Below are 19,821 nucleotides of genomic sequence, written 5' to 3'. Positions count from 1 at the left end.
GCGATGGTGTGTCTGATGATTCTCAAAAAACGGCCGCTCCCGGAACTCCGGTTGAAGAACATAAAGAGCCTAGCTTCTGGCTTCCGCTTGTAGCTATTATTCTTGCTACTTTCGTATCTGTATTAAGCAGCAGCTTGGTGAATGTAGCACTTCCCAAGCTGTCTACCGTATTTGGTGTACCGACGAGTACCATTCAGTGGGTCGTAACCGGGTTTATGTTAGCTTCCGCTGTTGTTATTCCTGCCAGTGGCTTTCTTGCTACGCGATTGGGCAGCAAGAAAGTGCTGATCTGGTCCGTTATAGGGTTTACAATTGGCTCCTTATTATGCGGGTTAGCTTGGAATGATTCGAGCTTGATTGCTTTTCGTATTTTTCAAGGATTAACGGGCGGTTTTATCATGCCGGTCGGTATGGCGGTAATTTATACGATAGTGCCTCGTAAGCAGATCGGGCTAGCGATGGGTATCTGGGGGGTAGCGGCAATGGTTGCTCCCGCATTGGGACCGACCTTAGGCGGATATCTCATCCAATACTACAGCTGGAGAACCTTATTTTTGCTGAATGTGCCAATTGGTGTAATAGCAGCTGTTGCTGGCATCTTTTTACTGAAGGAGTCGCCTGTTAACAAGAATTTAAAGTTCGATACGTGGGGAGCTGTGTTTTCCGTAACTTTTTTCGGAACGCTTCTCCTTGCATTGAGTAAAGGGCAAACTGAAGGCTGGACATCTTTGTATATCGTTAGTTTGTTTTTTATATCGGCAGTAAGTCTGGCTTTATTATTGTGGGTAGAGCTCACCACGGAAACGCCGCTTCTGAATTTAAAAGTATTCAAGGATATCAAATTTTCGGCTAGCGTGCTGACTGCAGGACTTATCATGATGGCGATGATGGGCGGAACCTTCCTTATGCCTATCTATTTGCAAAATGTACAGAATATGACTGCATTGGATGCCGGGATATTGCTGCTCCCTCAATCTGTCGCAATGGCGCTCATGATGCCTATCAGCGGCAAGCTTTTGGAGAAAGTCGGTATCGTGCCTATAGCAGTGATTGGCTTGCTTATTCTTGGGGTAACTACTTATGAGCTGCACTCGTTAACAGCGGATACTTCTCACTTGTGGATTAACGTGGTGCTTACGATTAGAGGATTTGGTATCGGGCTTTGTATGATGCCTATTTCCACTGTTGGTATGGCGGATATTCCGAAAGACAAAATCAATGAGGCTTCCCCACTCTCTAATGTGTTCCGTCAAGTTATGGCTTCCATGGGGATCGCTGTGTTAACGACTATTATGAGCAGCCGACAGTATCTTCATTACTTCCGGATTACAGAAAATGTTCCTTCTACTTCAGAACCTGCTACACAGTATATGAGCGCGATCTCAGGAGCTCTATCCCAAGGTGGAGTAGATGCGGCAACTGCAAGCGGAACAGCTGCTGTTTATCTGGCAGGGCTTATGCAGAAGGAAGCTATGGTTCGCTCCATAGCGGATACTTTCTTTGTCTCAGCAATACCAGCATTTCTATGTATTCCATTAGTATTTTTATTACGCACGAAAAAAAAGAAGAAAGAACAGCCAGCTGAGCAGTCTGCTCCGGTAGTTCCCGAAGAAACGGCAGCACCAGTTGTGTCAGGTCGACCTGTAAAGCTTACCGAAACGGTCGAAGTGTAAAGGATAGGACTCGTTTAATATTTGATTTATTTGGGGGAATACTCTAATGAAGAAAAGTTTATCAATGATACTGAGTGCCGCAATGGCATTTTCTATGTTTTCATCCGTTGCTTTAGGCGCGGGTATTGCAAAGTCTTCAACTGATTTTAACGATTTGAATAACCTGGACGCTGCTTCAAAAATCAAATTCGATGCTATGATTTCTGCCGGCATATTTGATGGAGTTGGAGAGGGTAACTTTGGTTTAAAGGATAAAATGAATCGGGCACAATTCGCTAAGGTTGCAGCCTTGATCTTCGGCTTACCTGTAGATGCTTCCCTGAAATCATCGAGCTTCACAGACGTAAGTGCAGATGATCCGGCTAACGGTTACGCGCTTCCTTATATTGAGTCACTTAAGAATGCTAATCTCACCGATGGTTACGGCGCTAATTCTTACAATCCTGCCGGAGAAGTAACGAAGGAGCAGCTTGCAGCGTTCTTAATCCGTGGTTTAAGTAAGGAAGCTGAGGCGAAAGCCACTCAGGGAGTAAATGATACTACCGTTTCCGCTTGGGCAAGAGGCTATGCTTCTCTAGCCACTCAATTAAAGCTAATGGAAAATGGCGCTGATGGCACATTCGGAGGCAACTCTGCTGCAACCCGCGAGCAATTGGTCACTTCTTCATATGAAGCGAAGCAGCAATTCATTCCGGGATCTATTGTTGTAAAACCAACGGTGCCATCTAACACGGTGCAACTATCAACAGGCGAGATGCCAAGCTATCCATTAACGAACAACGTACAGGCTCAGCCTAAGGGATTGCTGCAGGAGAAAACAGCAGGAGGCTGGAGGTTCGGAGCTGCTATTAAGTTAACTAATACCTCTGGCTCGACTGTCCGTATACCTGATTATGAGCTTCGTGTTAAAGCTTCCGATGGAACAGTCTATACATTGAAGGCAAGCTCGGATAATGTCCGTTCTATTGAGCCTCAAAGTACAGTGGAGCTAAGCTACATGTCAGAGATTGATAAAATAGCTGACTTTAATCTAACCAATCTGCTATGGATTGATGTAGATGATCAAGTATATCCGAAGCAGGAGACATTACTTGCCGATGCTCCGATTGAATCTTTCGTATGGCGTGGATCGGAAGCAACTATCCAAGATCCTGCATTATTAGGAAACTGGGGTGTTACCTTCACCATTCCTGGTGAGAATTCACCGTTGAAGTATTCCGCAACTAATATGACTAAGCAATTTACTGGGCAAGCACCAACTTATATCGTACAGGTAAAAGTGGTAAACCCAGCTAGTTATGCTGCAACTGTTCCTAACTTTACTTTAAGCGGGCAAGCTGAAGGACGTTCATTTGTCGGCAATAGAGTTGAGCAGTCCTCGGTTATCCTAAATCCTGGGGAGCAGAAGTATATTAATTTTGCAATTACAACAGAGCCTGATACGCAACTTAACGCGTTCTATGTCCTGTCGGGTCATAACTTCCTGAAACAAGGAGCTACTGCGCCGATCCAATACTTTACTGGCAGAATCGGGTTTAAATTACCGGCTGCATCTGAAACCCAAACAGCCTTACCATCGTATGTAATAGGCAAGCCGATTACGGTCGATTCATTAAGTAAAGCAGTCAATCCACAAATGGAAGTAGCACTGCAAAATATCGAATGGTTTGAAAATGACGGAAGAGATTACAAAACAGCTGTAGCCAAGATCAAGTACACTAATAGAAGCGGCAGCGTAATTCCTGTTCCGAAACTAGGGGCAGACATTGTTTCCAGCAATGGGGTTACCTATAACGGTATTCAAAGCACCAGCTCTGTAAACGATGTGCTCCCAGGTATGGGTGCTGTGCAAATGTACGCTTTTACGGTTCCTGGATCGGAAAATGCTAATCAATTCACATTACGTTTGCTGGAACAGCAAGGTCAACAAGCTCAGGCAAGCTCACAAGCAGCGCAAGCTCAACCAACGCAGCAAGCACAGCCAAGCTACAAAACACCAATTGCACAGGTTAATGTAACCATGAATTCATTGACATCGGTAGGTAATGAGTTCTCGTTCTATCCTTACCAGGTGAGAATGGATAGCTTTAATATCACCAACTATGCTGCGAAAAATGCAGTTACTAACAGCTACGGATATACGTACAAGCTGGAAATGGGTCTGGATATAAAAACAACAGATGCTGTCATAGCTGATCCGGCTAATCCGAAATTGTTATTCCAGTTGGAAGGACCAGATGGCAAACGCCTGGGTTCCAAAACGTATGCACTCTCGGGTGATAATCGTTTGATGAGTGGCAACCAGTCGATCATGTTTGATAGTGCTTCCGATACATTGGAATCTCCGATTTCAATTAAGGTGTATGAAGTGGTTACCACACCATATGGCGACGCTAGACGTTTGCTAACAACACTGAAGGATTAAGATTATATAGAGGCATTATAAAAGTGCCTTAGGGATCCGTATTCCTAAGGCACTTTTTTAATTGAAAGAGATTAGTAAAACGTTCCATTGGTCACACAAAAGTTTAGCTCAGGAGGCTCAATAATGAAAGAAACTGGAATTGATCTAGAATTACAGCAAGTATTTCGGCGGATAATGCGAAAATTGGTGGTCTATGGTAAGTTTATAGATCCGCGATTCTCCGGCTCCCAAGTTGCAGCGTTGGATATTATTCAAACAAAAGGACCTATCAAAGTTACCCATTTAGCAGAGAAACTCACCTTATCATTGAGTGCGGTCACATTACTATGCGATAAGCTTATCCAAAATGGATATTTAATACGTGAACGCGATGATGAGGACAGAAGGGTTGTTTACTTAAGCATAACAGATCATGGCCGTGAGGTACTTGAGGACATTTATGCATTAGAGAAGGAATTAGCTAGTCAATGGTTAAGCGGGATATCGGAACCTGAGTTGGAGCAATTTAATAAGACATTTCAACACATAGCTGGAAATCATCTACGGTTAATGAGTTCAAAGAAAATGGAAGACGAAAACTGCTGTCATTTAAAATGATGGAAGAATTGTAAATTTGATTGAATATGTTAGTTGAAACCCCTATAATATCGATGATAGAGGACGGTTTAGCAGGAACTGAATGAATATTGGTTATGCCAGGCTGGTAGGTCCGATTGGTTAATAGGGAGGGAAACTTTAACGATGAACTATTCGATTGGTATGGATATTGGCGGTACAAATGTTGTTTGCGGCTTAGTGAATGCTGATGGAAAGCTGCTTCATAAAATTAAGCAACCAACAGAATCTTCTAAGGGCAGTAGTTATGTATTTGATAAAATTGGACGAATGATCGAGGAATTATTAGTAAAGTCAGGAATCGAGAAGTCGCAAGTATCGGTTATTGGAGCAGGAACACCAGGGTTCATCGATCCAATAAAAGGGATTACCCTTTTTGCCGGGAACCTGCGTTGGACGCAGGTACATACAGCTGAAGAAATTTCAAGGAGGACTGGCCTCCCTGTATATATAGATAATGATGTTAGAATGTACGTCTACGGAGAAGCACTTTGTGGTGCTGCTCGTGGATATGAGCATGTATTGGGCATAACGATAGGTACAGGCTTAGCAGCATCGATGATTAATAACGGGCAGCTTTATTATGGGAGCGGCTACATGGCGGGAGAGCTAGGGCATATCCTTATGCCTGAGATCACCTATCGCTGCGGCTGCGGCATGACAGGCTGCTTGGAAACCGCAGTATCGGGAACAGGAATTGCAAGGCAAGCAAGAGAGCAGATGGAGAACGGCCGAGCGAGCATCATGCATGATTGGCTGAACGGTAGATCACTTGAAGCGCTTACGGCAGCGGATGTGTCCAAAGCGTTCGATGCAGGTGACCCTCTAGCTGTGGAAGTGCTCAATCATACAGGAATGCTGCTTGGAAAAGGATTGGCTTCAGCGGTAACGCTATACAGTCCAGATATTATTGTTATTGGCGGCGGTGGGGCTTTGGCTGGTGAACGGTTGTTAGCTCCCATGCGAGAGCAATTGAAACAGTCGGTGTATAGCGGGTATTGGGACAGGCTGACTATTAGAACTGCAGAGATGCTAGATGATGCTGGAATTGTGGGCAGTGCGATGGCGGCAGGCGAGCGGTTGTCAAGCACAGGAACACAAATTCATCAGCAGCCGTAATCCTATATCCGATTCTCCTCCCAACTCACAGCATATTGATTACAATTTGAATCACGTTGGTTTGCAGTAGACCTAAGAAGGGTATGTGCGGATAGATAAGGGGAAGCCATGTGAGTGGTTTCCCTACTTTATTATGGAACGAGCATTGCATCGTCAGGCTTCTAGCGGACAGTGATTCAGCTCTATTTTGCGAATCGATCTATGTAATTTTTAATCGAAATATGGACGATCATTTCCTTTATATAGTATATTAGAAGAGAAGATTTGAGGCAATTTATTAGTATATCTGTAAATTATGAGTAAATTCCTATAAAAATTGTTAAAAAAGTTTGAGTATTCTTAATAATCATCTAACATTCGAGCGGAAACAGGTGGTAAAGGATGCATAGAGTATTAGTCATAGAAGACGATAGTATGGTCGGCGAGATGTCAATGATGCATTTATCAGAAGAAGGCTATAACGTACGTAGAGCAGTAAATGGCAAGGAAGGTCTCCAGCTATTGACTGAGTTCGCTCCAGATCTGGTGATTATGGATATTGTGCTCCCGGATATTAATGGAAAAGATCTATGTAAAGATTTTCGTAGAACTTCGCTTGTTCCGATCCTTGCCGTATCGATGAAAACAGAGGTTCTCGATAGAATCGATGCTTTAACTGCCGGTGCGGACGACTACTTATGCAAGCCATTCAGTATGCGTGAGCTTACGGCTAGGGTAGCTGCGATGATTCGCAGGACGGAAATGAACAGCGCCGAGACAATGATCAAGTCTGATCCTGTTTCGGTACCAGCTCCGCTGCAGGGAGAGGGCAAGGATCCAGTTACTCTGGATTATGATCGCAGATCTATTTTTGTAAATCATACTTTTGTGGAAACGACTTACTCCGAATTTGAGCTAATGAAGCTTTTGGTTAACAACAAGGAAAAGGTATTTAGCCGAGATCAATTGATTAATACGCTGCGTGGAATTGATTCCTTTGTAAATGACCGATCTATCGATGTACATATTGCTAACCTACGAAAAAAAATCGAGAAAGACCCAAAGGAACCCCAGTTTATCAAAACGGTTTGGGGCATAGGGTACAAGTACGTTACTAACTCTTAGGGAATGCTCCTTAAGAGTTTTTTATATGTATACGTGATTGGGGGACGATAGATGAGGAAGTTATCGCTGCGTTTTAAAATGATGGTTTTGGTTGTGTTGATTTCAGGCGGGTCTCTGTTTGTTGTGGGGATAAGCAATTACAGCTCCGCCAAACAGCGGATTGTAGATTCTCTGAAGGAAACCGCAAACGAGAAGGTACGTTTATCTTCCTGCAATTTGTCAGCGTGGATTGGGAACCGAATATCGGAAGTGGAGATCATGAGCCGAACTGAGCAAGTGCGATCCGGAACCGACGCGCAGCGGATTGATTATTTTCGTAAGGAAGTGGAACGCTCCAAAGGGATATATCGAACCATGGAGTTCGTCGATTTAAAAGGGGATATTGCATTAAGCTCTGAAGGAAAAAGTAACATTCGTTCAAAATTAAATGGAGCGATGATAGGAGAGAGCATTGTCTTTGAACCGTTTATCGATAAAGCAACGAATCAAAGGCTGATCACGCTGCAAGTGCCTGTATTTGATGAAAGAAATAACTCCATCGGGTTTGTTCATTCAGAAATTTTATTGGATACGGCTTTCAAGAAGCTAATCAACTATCAATCAAGTAATTTGGGCCAGATCATGGTGACTGCTGCTGATGGGACGGCATTTTATTGGAATGATGTTTCGGAAGCGAAATCTATTAGTAAGGAAGCAATAGGTCCGATTTTAACAGAGATTGCAAAAGATCCATCGGAGATGAAGCTCGGTTACCGTGAATTATCGAATAAGATGGATCCGCAAATCCTGTTTTTTTCAGCTGTGGAAGGTACCGCTTGGTATGTGGTGCTTCAGGTTCCAATCGATGAATTGGAGAAACCGCTAAACTCATTATTTTGGAAAACTATGCTCTCCATTGCTGCTACTGAGCTGATAATGATATGGCTTCTGACGATGGCTTATAACCGACAACTGGTAAGGGTAAGGAAAATTTTGTCGGTTACAGAAACGGTTGCTGAAGGTAATTTCAATCTCCCCCCTATTCCAATCAGCAATCATGATGAAATTGGAGCTTTGACGCAATCGGTGAATGGAATGATGGCTCATTTGAAGACGTTGTTTGAGCGATTGGATACAATTATTAACCAAAATGATTTTTTGATGATCGCATTTGATTCTAATTACAAGATTACTTATTTTAGTAAAACTGCCGAGATCATGCTTGGTTATACAGCGGAAGAAGTGCTGAATAAAGCGACACCTCTGTTATACATAGCTCCAGACGAAATAGTTGAGGAAGCCGAAAGGCTATCCAAGCTGCTGGGGCGCACCGTGACTCCCGACCTGGCTGTATTACGCGAGCTGAGATCCTTGGATTTTTCTTACGATCGCGATTGGACGTTTGTTCGCAAAGACGGCAAGCGATTTCCCGTAGCGCATAATTCTAATGGCTTGCGTGATCGTAATGGCAGCTTCATAGGAGTGGTGGCAATAGCTAGGGATATTACCGAGCAAAGGAGAGTGCGTCAGGAGCTTGTTCAAGCCAAGATGGAGGCTGACGAAGCGAATCTGGCTAAAAGTCGGTTTCTTGCAGGCATGAGCCATGAGATTCGCACTCCCTTAAATGGGATTATCGGACTAACCCAGCTGATGCAGAAAACAGATATGACAGAGGTTCAGAAGGATTACTCGTCCAAAGTATTGTATTCATCCCAAGCTTTGCTGAGAATCATTAATGATATATTGGATTTCTCTAAGGTGGAAGCTGGCAAGCTGGAAATAGAGAGGATTACGTTTCATCCGGAGGAGCTGCTGGATAAGCTGTCAGGTATACTGGGCGTCTTTCTCGGTGGCAAGGAGCAGTTTGAGCTAATGATCGAAACAGACGAGACTTTGCCGGTTGAGCTTATCGGGGATCCGCTTCGGCTGGAGCAGGTGCTGCTAAACCTATGCAATAATGCGGTGAAGTTTACGGAGAAGGGCTTCGTGAAGATAAAAGTTGATATGGTTAAGGAAATGGAGACATCTGTTCATGTGCGTTTTAGTGTGGAAGATACAGGAATCGGCATTTCCAAGGAGCAGCTGGATAGTTTGTTTAAGCCGTTTACGCAAGCGGACGGTTCGACTAGCCGCAAATATGGAGGGACAGGCTTAGGCTTGGTTATAGCAAGCAGTTTTATTAAGTTAATGGATAGTAATCTTGAGGTTCTCAGTGAGCTGGGACAGGGTAGTGTATTTAGTTTTACGGTTCCAATGCTGCTGCCCCTTGGGTCTAGGCATAACGATTGGAAGTCGAAGCTGCAAAATGCCGATTTGCGAGTGTTGGTTGTAGAAGACCATCCTGTCATGCAGGAGCATGTTAGTGCATTGCTGCGTTCTTTTTCCTTGGAGCCCATTGTTCACTCAACATGGAAGGAAGCCGTTGCTGAGCTGAGGCGGCTTGCACCTGGTAAGCCGTACGATATGGCATTGATGGATATGGATATGCCGGATATGTACGGCATGGAAACATGGGCAGCTTTTAAACAAGAAGCAGACGCAGCCGGTATCATCACCCTTGCGCTGACAACAGCCTACGGGCGGGATGAAATGTTAAATATGCCTACAGAGTATAGACCGGAGGGGATTGTTGTTAAGCCCTTCAGCCGATTGGGGTTGTTTCAATCCATTGAAGCTGTATGGGGCCGTCACGGCAGCGTATCTGTCCAACCATTCGTTGAGAAAAATGGGTCGCTGAAGAAACGGGGTAACAGCAAGGCGAAACGTATTCTGTTGGCTGAGGATAATGAGATTAATCAGCAGGTTGCCATGGAGCTGCTTGCGCAGTGCGGCTATTCCATTGAGGTTGCGCGAACCGGATATGAGGTGCTGGATAAGTTTCATGCTGAGGACTGGGATCTTCTCCTCATGGATATATTTATGCCTGAGTTAGATGGCGTTGAGACAACTCGTAGGATACGCAGCGGCGACCATCTGTCGCATATCCCAATTATTGCGTTAACTGCCAACGTTATTTCAGATGATCATGAGCAATACCGCTTAGCAGGGATGAATGATATCATCACCAAACCAATTGATTTGCAAATGATGGAATCGGTTATTCGAAAATGGCTGGGTGAAGCGGCTGTCTCCACCGAGGAAGGTTGGAACCAAGCTCCGTCAACAGGCAATGGCTTAAAGGAGCAGTTATACGGAAATGTGGATATCAATGTATCCAAAGCCTTACATCAGCTTCTCGGAAAGGAACCGATTTTACTCAAAATGTTCGCGATCTTTCTACGTGATTACGAAGGCTACACGGAACGGATAAAAGCAGCTTTAAGGGAGGGACACTTAGAAGAAGCACAGCGCTTCGCGCATACGCTTAAAGGTGCAGCCGGCAGCCTTTCAGCTGATCCTCTCTTTGAGGCAGCGGCACAGCTGGAAGAAAATCTTAAGGGAGCAATCATCACCGGAGAAAACAGCGCCGGGTTGGTGGAGGCTATTGAGGAGCTGGACATCCGATTAGAACGACTAATCCTAACATTGAGGACTATATCGTAGCTTGATTCTACTATTTGAACATCTTAGATGATGAGTTACTAAATAAAGCCTGAAGAGTCGACTCACGACTCTTCAGGCTTTTGCTTTATGCAATTTTTCGGGAATAGCACCTCATGGGCTCCGCCACTCGATATTCATAGTAAGGCTTTCTATTCAGGATTTTTCTATACATATACAGGGTGAAGAGTCCAACCTAAGTGGCTGTGTAGAGCCTTATATGAGCCTATTGGAACACTGGTCATAAGCCAATTTTCCGCTAATCGTGGTATTCGTCCACTTGAGGGTAAGGGTGAGCGCATATTATAGAAGCATGGCATTTGTACAGTAAGGCGAATTCCTTAGGGAAAGGGGAAATACAATGAAAGGCGTTATATTGGCTGGCGGAACAGGAACAAGATTGCGTCCTCTAACTAATATTATTAATAAGCATTTACTGCCAGTAGGAAAATACCCGATGATCCATTATGCAATAGAAAAGATGGCTGATGCCGGCATTAAAGAGGTGCTGCTCGTTACAGGTAAGCATTCTGCAGGTTTATATACGGATTATGTGGGAAGTGGCAGGGAGTGGGGAGTTGAGGTTAGTTATAAAATTCAGGAGGAAGCGGGAGGTATTGCTCAAGCCTTAGCTTTGGCGGAGGAGTTTGTTCGTCCGGATGAGAAGCTGTTAGTTATTCTTGGAGATAATCTGTTCGAGGATTCTCTGAGTGAAGCGGTAATTGAATTTAACGACTCAGACGGTAATGCGCATGTCTTCTTGAAGCAGGTGGGAGATCCTCATCGTTATGGGGTTCCTGTGCTGAATGGCAGTCGGATAGAACGAATAATAGAGAAGCCTAAGATACCTCCATCTGATTATGCAGTGACAGGTATCTATTTATATGATAGTCGAGTATTTGATATGATCCGGACTCTTCGTCCATCGGAACGAGGCGAATTGGAAATTACGGACGTGAACAATGTTTATGCGGAGCAGGGGCTGTTGACCTTTAGTATGTTTACAGGCTGGTGGATGGATGCGGGAACGCATCAGGCGTTAGCGGAAGCCGGCGCCAGGCTGCTGGAGAGTGAGAAGCTATGAACGGGAAAACATTGCTGATCACAGGCGGTATGGGGTTTATTGGAAGCAATTTTATTCATTATTGGCTGGCTCATCATCCGGAGGATCGTATTGTGAATCTGGATGCTCTGACCTATGCGGGAAATCCTGATAATACGGCGAATGCAACGCAGCTCCCCAATTATCGTTTTGTCCAAGGGGATATTGCTGATATGCAAGGTGTACAGCTTATTTTTCAGGAAGAGTCTATTGATGTTGTCGTTCATTTCGCTGCTGAATCTCATGTTGATCGAAGCATCACAGATCCTCAGCTATTTGTTCGCACTAATGTACTCGGAACGCAATGCCTGCTTGAGGAAGCTCGAAGGCAAGGTGTTTCAAAGTTCGTTCATGTATCCACCGATGAAGTTTATGGGACGTTGGGCAAGGAGGGGCTGTTCACTGAGGCGACTCCTATTGCACCTAACAGTCCTTATTCGGCTAGCAAAGCAGGATCTGACTTGTTGGCACGCGCCTATTACGAGACCTACACACTGCCGGTTGTTATTACCCGCTGCTCCAATAACTATGGCCCTTATCAATTTCCTGAAAAGTTAATTCCTACCATTATTACGCGAGCCCTACAGAACCAGCCCATTCCTGTTTATGGAAATGGTTTAAATATACGTGATTGGCTCTATGTCGAGGATCATTGTTCTGCGATTGAATGTGTAATTCAATCGGGTACGCCTGGGCATGTATACAATATTGGCGGAGGCAACGAGCGAACCAATCTGGAGATTGTTCGGACCATACTTGCAGAGCTCGGGAAGCCTGAAACACTCATTCAGTTTGTGGCCGATCGGTTAGGGCATGATCTTCGTTATGCGATAGATGCGGGTAAGCTGCAGAATGAGCTTGGGTGGAGGCCACGCTATAAGCTTGAGCAAGGGCTTAAGCTTACAGTTGGCTGGTACCTTGAGCATGAGGACTGGTGGCGTAAGCTCATGCCGCAAACAGCTTCTAATGAAACCTCAGATGCAGCTGCGGATGAAGGAGATGCCTTATGAACATCCTCATCACAGGTGCGGGAGGTCAATTAGGACGTGACCTAATCAGGGTACTCGGCAGAAAGCATAAGCTGACAGCGAAAACCCGGAACGAGCTTGACGTTACGAGCGAACACTCTGTGAGGGAGGCCGTCCTAGAGTGTCGTCCTGACGCCATTGTTCATGCAGCTGCTTATACCCAAGTGGATTTGGCCGAAAGCCGGATGGAACAGGCCTATATGGTAAATTCCTTCGGTTCACGAAACATTGCGTTAATAGCCAGTGAAATAGGTGCGAAGCTTGTTTATGTAAGCACTGACTATGTGTTTGATGGAACTAAGGGATCGCCTTACAACGAGCTCGATCGTACGAACCCCATCAGTGTTTATGGACATTCCAAGCTTCATGGGGAGAAGTTTGTCCAGTTAATATGCGATAAGTATTTTATCGTTCGGACCTCTTGGCTGTACGGCAAATACGGCAGCAACTTTGTTACCAAGGTGCTTGCCAAGGCTGAGCAGAACAGCGAACTGTCCATGGTGGCCGATCAGTTCGGCTCGCCGACGTATACGTATGATCTTGCACGATTCATTGGGCAAGCTTTAGAGAGTGAAAGATACGGCATTTATCATGCCTCCAACCGAGGTGTTTGCTCCCGATATGAGTTTGCTGAAGAGATACTTCGAATTGCTGGGCACAGTGCAATAAAGCTTAATCCGGTAACCGGGGACAGCTTTCCGCTGCCTGCTGCCAGACCGGCGAGATCAGATTTCGATGATAAGGCTATTCGTTATAACGGCTTCTCAAGGCTTAGGACGTGGCAGGATGCTTTGCAAAGCTTTATTTTGGAGGAGTTGAATATTAGTTCCGAAGGCGGTCAAACAGGTGAAGTGATAGAGGAGGAAATGGAAAAGGAGGAGCTCGGTAATGGGGAGTATTGATGGTGTAGTAAAAAAACCTCTCGTTAAGCATTCGGATGATAGAGGGTATTTTATGGAGCTTTTGCGTAAGGATGATGCCATATATGGCAGTTTTGGGCAGGCATCGCTGTCGATGTCGTTTCCAGGTGTAATCAAGGCATTCCATTATCATCAGCTGCAGGATGACATTTGGTTTTTTCCAAGTGGTCACGCGCAAGTTGTACTCCATGACATGCGCAAGGATTCCCCAACCTACCGGAAAACAGAAGCTCATTATATGGGTGAGGATAATTCGTATTTACTGTTTATTCCTCGAGGAGTTGCTCATGGCTACCGAGTGCTTGGCTTAAAGCCAGTGACAATCGTCTACTTTACCAATATGGCATACGACGCTAATCAGCCTGATGAATATCGGTTAGCCTACGATGATCCACAGATCGCCTTTGATTGGTCAACGAAGTCCCGATAATATATAGCTGTGAACGATAAGGGGGGGATTCAAATGCGGCCTGTCAAAAATCGAGGGGCGGCGACTGGCAGAGCCGCCGGCCTAATAGACGGCAAGAGTCAGGGACTAGAGCATGGCTACCATCTGGGACGCTGTGAAGCGATTCGTGCGATAGTTCCGCCTGCACCTGTAACATTAAGACAACTGAGGGTACTCTATATTCCGCAAGGATTTCCGGCGATAGATCAAGGAGTGATTAAGGCTCTTGGGTCTTTGGTTAGTGTACTTGTTGTTGGTACGCCACCCGAGATGCTGACAGCAGCAAGCCAGATGCGTCCCGACCTTGTACTGGTGCTAAACGGCCTTCATGTATTTCCGGAAAATCATCTGCAGCAGATCGACACCATTCGAGCGATGGGCATACGTACAGCGATTTGGTTTGCAGATGATCCTTATTTTACGGATGACACCATTCGTATAGCGCAGCATTATGATGTTGTTTTTACGCATGAGCAAAGCTGTGTGCAGCTCTATAAGGAGCATGGCTGCGCACAGGTTGCGTATTTACCTTTGGCGGCGGATACTGATTTGTTCAGGCCTCAGCAGGTTGGTCATAGCTACAGGTCGGATGTGTGTTTTATTGGTATGGCCTTCTGGAATCGCGTAGCTGTGTTTGATCGTATAGCTCCGTATTTATCTGGTAAAAAGGTAATTATCGCAGGCGGATTGTGGAATCGTCTGCGGGATTACAAGCTGCTGCGCCATTCCATCCGAGAAGGTTGGACCCCTGTTGAGGAAACGGCTAAATATTACAGCGGGGCCAAAATTGTGATCAATCTGCATCGCGGTCATTTACATGAAATAGACAATAGAAACAGCCGTGCGGTTCCAGGTCAATCTATCAATCCCAGAACCTATGAAATGGCTGGTTGCGGTTCGATGCAGCTTACAGATATAAGAGATGATTTAGCGAGACTCTACACACCAGGACAAGAAATCGCCGTGTATAGATCACCTGAAGAGCTAATGGGCCAAATCGAATATTATTTACGGCATGAGCAAGAACGAAGAACTATTGCGTACAACGGATTGAGGCGAACTCTGCAGCAGCACACTTATTTAAGACGGGTTGAACATTTGCTGCAGCTCTTGGGCTACTAAACAAACGGATGTTGTTTGTAATCAATGAACAGGAATAGGGAGGAGCAGCATGATAAAGAAAACTGTGCGCAGACGCGCGCGTGTTAGGCAACAGCCTCGCATATCGAGCAAAGGCTGGACGGACGGATATAAGTTGGGCAGCGGTTACGGCTACCATTTGGGAAGATGCGAGGCCGTAATGCGAGATACTGCACCTTCCCCCTTGGGATGGTGGAACGTGCGGGTGCTGTATATTACTTCGGGTAAGGGGTTCCCTTACTCTCCGCTCGATCAAGCCATCATTGAAGCCTTCCAAGGCTTGGTTCGGGAGCTCGTTATCCTAACACCGGTCCAGGACTTCGTAAGTGCTGCTAAGCAGCTAAGGCCCGACTATGTGCTTATTCTGGAAGGTTTGAATCTGCCCGTTGAACAGATTGATCTCATTCGAGCTGAAGGCATTCGCACTGCAATTTGGTTTACGGATGATCCTTATTATACGGATATGACGGTCAATCTGGCTTCGCACTACGACTACGTGTTTACGCTGGAATTGGAATGTGTACCTTTATACCAAAAAAATGGCTGCTCTCAGGTGCATTACTTACCCTTTGGAGCTAACTTTGCCTTATTTCGTCCGAAGCGAATTCCGATTCATTACCGCAAAGATGTCAGCTTTATCGGGTCGGCTTATTGGAATCGGGTTTCGGTGTTCAATCAGGTGGCACCTTATTTAGCGACGAAAAACACTTACATCTCAGGCATATGGTGGGATAGACTAAGTCATTACAATGTGCTCGCTCCCAAAATAGATTTGAACAAGTGGATGGGGGCAGAGGAAACAGCCAACTATTATAATGGTACGAAAATCGTCATTAATCTCCATCGTGCAACCGATGATGCAACCTTTAATTACAACGGCCGCTTAATCGGCGCCGTATCGCCCAATCCGCGTACGTTTGAAATCGCAGGATGCGGTACTCTGCAGCTGACGGATATACGCAGTGACCTAGCTCGCTTTTACACGCCAGGTGTGGATATAGTTACTTATAGCTCTGCCGAAGAACTCAAGCATAAGATTGAGCATTACTTGAACCATGAAGATGAACGCAGAGAGATTGCTCTTAATGCTCTAAAGAGAACGATGGAGGAGCATACTTATTCGCATCGTGTTGCTCAAATGTTAAGAATCGTGTTTGGATAAATGGGTATATGCCCTGTGCACCTGCCCTCTTTGCCGCATAGTCTATAGGAATGCTAACGGATAAACGATGTTTGGCCTTGAAATAAGGCTGACTTCGTTTATTTATATAAGCAGCTTTCCTTTGGAGAGCAGTGAGGAGGCTTAGGATATGGCCCGACTTAAAAAGATCCGGAAGAAACGGCCTGTCACAAAGGCAGGTAGGCGCAAAAAAATACGGAGATCGCGTATACGTCCGCTTTCCCGGCGCAAACGCGTAGGCAAGGCTGCGAGAAAAGGTTTACAATTGCTGAGGCGGAGAAAAAGACGCGCAGGTCGTTTGCCACGGAGAAAAGGCGTACGAGGGCAAGGCTTTATGCTCGCCTATAATAAGGCGTTTGATCAAGCGTACAACGAAGGCTTTAGTGCAGGATTTGCCAAAGGACTTCAGGAAGGTCCATAGCAGAAGGTACTGTAGATCCGCTTAGCTCTAAGCTAATGCGGTTTTTTTGTTCATTACCATAATTAATCACTTCTTAAGAAAGTCTTAAGAACTTCCCCCCTTAAATCCTTATCTATTTCGGATAACATAGATACTATCTAAGGAATGAGATAAGGGAGTGACAAATGCGTGCTGCTCAATAGGAAAGTGAAATCAATCGGTGTAGATAAATGGCTTTTTCTAAAGAAGTTTTTTCGGAATCCGCGTGATATTGGGAGTATTGTACCTAGTTCTTCAAGTCTTACCCAAAAAATGCTGGAGCCTGTCATGTGGGACGAAATTAGTACCATAGTGGAATTGGGTGCAGGTACCGGTGTTTTTACAGAAGCAATCCATGCAAGCAAGCATTCCGATTGTAAGGTGGCTGTATTTGAGAAGGACGATGAAATGCGCAATCGGCTACAGGGTTTATACAGTGAATTTGATTTTTGCAAAAATGCAGTGGAGCTTAAGAAGAGCCTGTCGGATTTAGGAATAAACAAGGCAGACGTTATTATTTCTGGCTTGCCTTTTGCTAACTTTTCACAATCGGATCGAAGCCAAATCATTAGCCAAATCAAAGAAATCTTGCATGAAGATGGTGTTTTCGTAACCTTTCAATATTCTCTCCAAATGAAAAAGATGCTTCAAGAGGAGTTTGCGCACATGAGGATTCACTTAGTTCCCTGGAATATGCCTTCGGCTTTTGTTTATGTGTGCAGATTAAAAACGACGCTCGTTAAGAACAACTGAAGCAATGCAAATCCGAGCAGATACTTACAATAATTGAAAACGAAAAAAAGGGAAAACATGGATAACTATAGAAGTTAGTTCTAATTATTTATGGAACCGCCATGGATCGTTTACTGGGACGGGTTGACTAAAAATATGCAAAAAAGAGGTGTATCCAGCTTGAGTAAGGTCGTACTGGTCATAGATGATGAACCGGAGATAAGGGATATCATTCATATTTTTCTGAAAAATGACGGGATCCATGTATTGGAGGCGGAGCATGGAATTCGTGGGCTCGAGATGCTGCAAAAAGAGCATGTTGATCTGGTTATACTTGACGTTATGATGCCCGATCTGGACGGTATCCAGACCTGTCGTAAAATTAGAGAAAGTCTGGACATCCCGATTATTATGCTTTCTGCAAAGAGCGAGGATATGGATAAAATATTAGGGCTAACGACGGGAGCTGACGATTATCTGTCCAAACCGTTTAATCCGCTGGAACTGGTTGCACGTGTGAAATCTCAATTTCGCAGAAGCAAAATGACCGCAATTTCAGATAAAGAAAAAGAGATTGTCATCGAAGATTTAGTCATCCATATTTCTCGTCATCAAGTTACGCATTGTGGTAAAGAGATAAGCCTAACACCCATAGAGTTTGGGATTCTAGAGCTGCTTGCGACCTATCGGGGGCAGGTTTTTAGCGTTGAAAAAATATATGAATCGATCTGGAAGGACCCCATCATGCAGTCCGATAACACGGTGATGGTTCATGTCCGTAATCTTCGCGAAAAGCTAAAGGATAATCCTCGTGAGCCTAAATATATTAAAACGGTCTGGGGGGTAGGTTATAAGATTGAGTAAGTTCAGATTACATCATTCCCTCCGCCTTAAAATATTAGTTACTTTTGTAGCCTGTTTATTTATTACTAGTTTACTTCAAATTAGTATAGATTTTGTGACACAGGGTTTCAGAAAAATTCCCTATACTAGCTATGAATCAAGCAAAAATCGGATAAACGGAAAGCTGGCACTTATAGAATCGGAGCTCGAAAAAGCTCATGTTACGAATGAAATAACTGCGCTGTTAAATAAGCATAGCGAACAGGATCGATTAATCCTGTATTTGACTGACCTAGAGGGCAAGGTTATTTTTCATTCAGATGGGGTGAAGGAAAGTAAAATTGATTTGTTCCAAATTTTCTATGAACAAAAGAAGATCATTACAAATCCTGATCCAGGAAGCATGTATACTACAGTCATGCCTGTGAAATACACCGAACAGAAGCTGTTTCTTGTCATTTCAGGACCACTTGAAGCTGAGGTCGGATATACGTATGATGACTCGAAAATAGTCAATTTGCTCTTATTCTTTGGATTGTTTACTCTAACCTTTTACTTGTTTACCGCAAGAAAAATGAAGCAATTTCAGCTTCTAAATAATGGTGTAGAGAAGATTGCCCAAGGTAAGCTTTCGGTCCGTTTGCCGGTGAAGAGCGAGGATGAGCTGGGGACCTTAACCCGAAATATCAATGATATGGCAGGGCAGCTTGAAGAGAAGATGGAGAAGGAGCGGCTGGCAGAGAAAACCAAGATTGAGCTGATTACTAATATTTCTCATGATCTTAGAACTCCTTTGACAAGTATTATTGGTTATCTGATGCTGCTCCAGGAAAATATTCATAAGGATGATTCTTCGAGTCCTTATGTACAAAGTGCCCTTAACAAATCCAATCAGTTAAAAAAATTAATTGATGATTTATTTGAATATACCCGTCTTACAAGCAAGCAAGTGTTTCTGGAAAAGCAGAACATCGATATGGTAAGTATGTTGAAACAAATGATTATCGAATTTAGTCCACTTGCCGAGACCTATGATATTAGAATAGTAAGCGAGCTTCCTGAGCAAAAAATCATGCTGCATGTGGATGCGGGGACAATCGTCAGAGCTGTCGATAATTTGCTGATGAATGCTCTCAAATTCAGTGTAAAGCCTGGCGCTATTCGTATTGATCTTCGTAAGGAGGTATCCGGGATTGTTCTATGTGTAGCCAACGAAGGTACGGGTATGACTAAAGAACAGGAGGAGCGTTTATTTGAGCGTTTCTATAAGGGCGATGAATCCAGGAACGGCCATATAATGCCATCCGGCTCTGGGCTAGGATTATCTATTGCCCAAAGTATCGTCCAATTGCATGGTGGAGATATATGGCTGCATAGGACTGGCCATTACTATCAATTTTTTATTAGTATACCTTATGATTCTAGTAATGGTGAGGATCATGTGGGCGGTAATTGAAATGAAAGTGGAGATTGATAAGATAGAGCAGGTGGAACAGGGATGGCCGGGATATGGGCGTATCTCTGTTTGCTTTTT

At 44.4% G+C, this 19,821-nt stretch carries 16 protein-coding genes; all 16 read left to right on the top strand.

The features are described from left to right. The first annotated feature begins 8 nt into the window (after window positions 1–8). Window positions 9–1,673 carry a DHA2 family efflux MFS transporter permease subunit gene (locus tag GC093_RS25725; protein ID WP_171654775.1) on the top strand — a complete coding sequence of 555 codons (1,665 nt, stop codon included), beginning with the start codon at window positions 9–11 and terminating at the stop codon, window positions 1,671–1,673. A gap of 46 nt (window positions 1,674–1,719) precedes the next feature. Then, window positions 1,720–4,098 carry an S-layer homology domain-containing protein gene (locus tag GC093_RS25720; RefSeq protein WP_171654774.1) on the top strand — a complete coding sequence of 793 codons (2,379 nt, stop codon included), beginning with the start codon at window positions 1,720–1,722 and terminating at the stop codon, window positions 4,096–4,098. 123 nt (window positions 4,099–4,221) lie between these two features. Beyond that, window positions 4,222–4,695 (top strand): MarR family winged helix-turn-helix transcriptional regulator, encoded by a 474-nt coding sequence (locus tag GC093_RS25715; RefSeq protein WP_171654773.1) that lies wholly within the window; start codon window positions 4,222–4,224, stop codon window positions 4,693–4,695. Between the two features lie 144 nt (window positions 4,696–4,839). Next, window positions 4,840–5,832, top strand: coding sequence for an ROK family protein (locus GC093_RS25710; RefSeq protein WP_171654772.1), 993 nt, complete (start codon window positions 4,840–4,842; stop codon window positions 5,830–5,832). 381 nt (window positions 5,833–6,213) lie between these two features. Further along, window positions 6,214–6,936 carry a response regulator transcription factor gene (locus GC093_RS25705; protein ID WP_171654771.1) on the top strand — a complete coding sequence of 241 codons (723 nt, stop codon included), beginning with the start codon at window positions 6,214–6,216 and terminating at the stop codon, window positions 6,934–6,936. A 51-nt stretch (window positions 6,937–6,987) separates the two neighbouring features. Beyond that, window positions 6,988–10,458, top strand: coding sequence for a response regulator (locus GC093_RS25700; RefSeq protein WP_171654770.1), 3,471 nt, complete (start codon window positions 6,988–6,990; stop codon window positions 10,456–10,458). A 358-nt stretch (window positions 10,459–10,816) separates the two neighbouring features. Further along, window positions 10,817–11,539, top strand: a complete 723-nt coding sequence (locus GC093_RS25695) for a sugar phosphate nucleotidyltransferase (RefSeq protein ID WP_171654769.1) — start codon at window positions 10,817–10,819, stop codon at window positions 11,537–11,539. Continuing rightward, window positions 11,536–12,567, top strand: a complete 1,032-nt coding sequence (gene rfbB / locus GC093_RS25690) for a dTDP-glucose 4,6-dehydratase (protein WP_171654768.1) — start codon at window positions 11,536–11,538, stop codon at window positions 12,565–12,567. The genes GC093_RS25695 and rfbB overlap by 4 nt, the downstream gene beginning before the upstream one ends. Beyond that, entirely contained in the window at window positions 12,564–13,487 is a 924-nt protein-coding gene (rfbD, locus tag GC093_RS25685; protein ID WP_171654767.1) for a dTDP-4-dehydrorhamnose reductase, read from the top strand. Before rfbB ends, rfbD begins: the two co-directional genes overlap by 4 nt. Then, complete coding sequence (locus GC093_RS25680; protein ID WP_171654766.1) at window positions 13,474–13,935, top strand: dTDP-4-dehydrorhamnose 3,5-epimerase family protein; 462 nt, start codon at window positions 13,474–13,476, stop codon at window positions 13,933–13,935. The genes rfbD and GC093_RS25680 overlap by 14 nt, the downstream gene beginning before the upstream one ends. Window positions 13,936–13,968: 33 nt before the next feature. Beyond that, a complete protein-coding gene (locus GC093_RS25675; protein ID WP_171654765.1) occupies window positions 13,969–15,075 on the top strand; it encodes a CgeB family protein in 1,107 nt (368 codons plus the stop codon). 49 nt (window positions 15,076–15,124) lie between these two features. After that, window positions 15,125–16,255, top strand: coding sequence for a CgeB family protein (locus GC093_RS25670; protein WP_171654764.1), 1,131 nt, complete (start codon window positions 15,125–15,127; stop codon window positions 16,253–16,255). 148 nt (window positions 16,256–16,403) lie between these two features. After that, complete coding sequence (locus GC093_RS25665; protein WP_216624809.1) at window positions 16,404–16,694, top strand: hypothetical protein; 291 nt, start codon at window positions 16,404–16,406, stop codon at window positions 16,692–16,694. Window positions 16,695–16,862: 168 nt separating this feature from the next. After that, a complete protein-coding gene (locus GC093_RS25660) occupies window positions 16,863–17,465 on the top strand; it encodes a class I SAM-dependent methyltransferase (protein ID WP_171654763.1) in 603 nt (200 codons plus the stop codon). Window positions 17,466–17,624: 159 nt separating this feature from the next. Next, window positions 17,625–18,308: a response regulator transcription factor gene (locus GC093_RS25655; protein WP_376768680.1), complete on the top strand. Its 684-nt coding sequence runs from the start codon at window positions 17,625–17,627 to the stop codon at window positions 18,306–18,308. Then, window positions 18,301–19,743: a HAMP domain-containing sensor histidine kinase gene (locus tag GC093_RS25650; protein WP_216624808.1), complete on the top strand. Its 1,443-nt coding sequence runs from the start codon at window positions 18,301–18,303 to the stop codon at window positions 19,741–19,743. Before GC093_RS25655 ends, GC093_RS25650 begins: the two co-directional genes overlap by 8 nt. The last annotated feature ends 78 nt before the right edge of the window (window positions 19,744–19,821 follow it).

Origin of the sequence: Paenibacillus foliorum (assembly GCF_013141765.1) — a bacterium.
Taxonomy (GTDB): Bacteria; Bacillota; Bacilli; order Paenibacillales; family NBRC-103111; genus Paenibacillus_S; species Paenibacillus_S foliorum.
Note: the sequence above shows the minus strand (reverse complement) of the source record. Positions and strands in the feature narration are given on the sequence as shown.

Excerpts from the sequence above, each read along its gene's own strand:
- GC093_RS25720 (WP_171654774.1), top strand. The coding sequence starts at position 1,720 with ATGAAGAAAAGTTTATCAATGATACTGAGTGCCGCAATGGCATTTTCT.
- GC093_RS25715 (WP_171654773.1), top strand. The coding sequence starts at position 4,222 with ATGAAAGAAACTGGAATTGATCTAGAATTACAGCAAGTATTTCGGCGG.
- GC093_RS25710 (WP_171654772.1), top strand. The coding sequence starts at position 4,840 with ATGAACTATTCGATTGGTATGGATATTGGCGGTACAAATGTTGTTTGC.
- GC093_RS25705 (WP_171654771.1), top strand. The coding sequence starts at position 6,214 with ATGCATAGAGTATTAGTCATAGAAGACGATAGTATGGTCGGCGAGATG.
- GC093_RS25700 (WP_171654770.1), top strand. The coding sequence starts at position 6,988 with ATGAGGAAGTTATCGCTGCGTTTTAAAATGATGGTTTTGGTTGTGTTG.
- GC093_RS25695 (WP_171654769.1), top strand. The coding sequence starts at position 10,817 with ATGAAAGGCGTTATATTGGCTGGCGGAACAGGAACAAGATTGCGTCCT.
- rfbB (WP_171654768.1), top strand. The coding sequence starts at position 11,536 with ATGAACGGGAAAACATTGCTGATCACAGGCGGTATGGGGTTTATTGGA.
- rfbD (WP_171654767.1), top strand. The coding sequence starts at position 12,564 with ATGAACATCCTCATCACAGGTGCGGGAGGTCAATTAGGACGTGACCTA.
- GC093_RS25680 (WP_171654766.1), top strand. The coding sequence starts at position 13,474 with ATGGGGAGTATTGATGGTGTAGTAAAAAAACCTCTCGTTAAGCATTCG.
- GC093_RS25675 (WP_171654765.1), top strand. The coding sequence starts at position 13,969 with ATGCGGCCTGTCAAAAATCGAGGGGCGGCGACTGGCAGAGCCGCCGGC.
- GC093_RS25670 (WP_171654764.1), top strand. The coding sequence starts at position 15,125 with ATGATAAAGAAAACTGTGCGCAGACGCGCGCGTGTTAGGCAACAGCCT.
- GC093_RS25665 (WP_216624809.1), top strand. The coding sequence starts at position 16,404 with ATGGCCCGACTTAAAAAGATCCGGAAGAAACGGCCTGTCACAAAGGCA.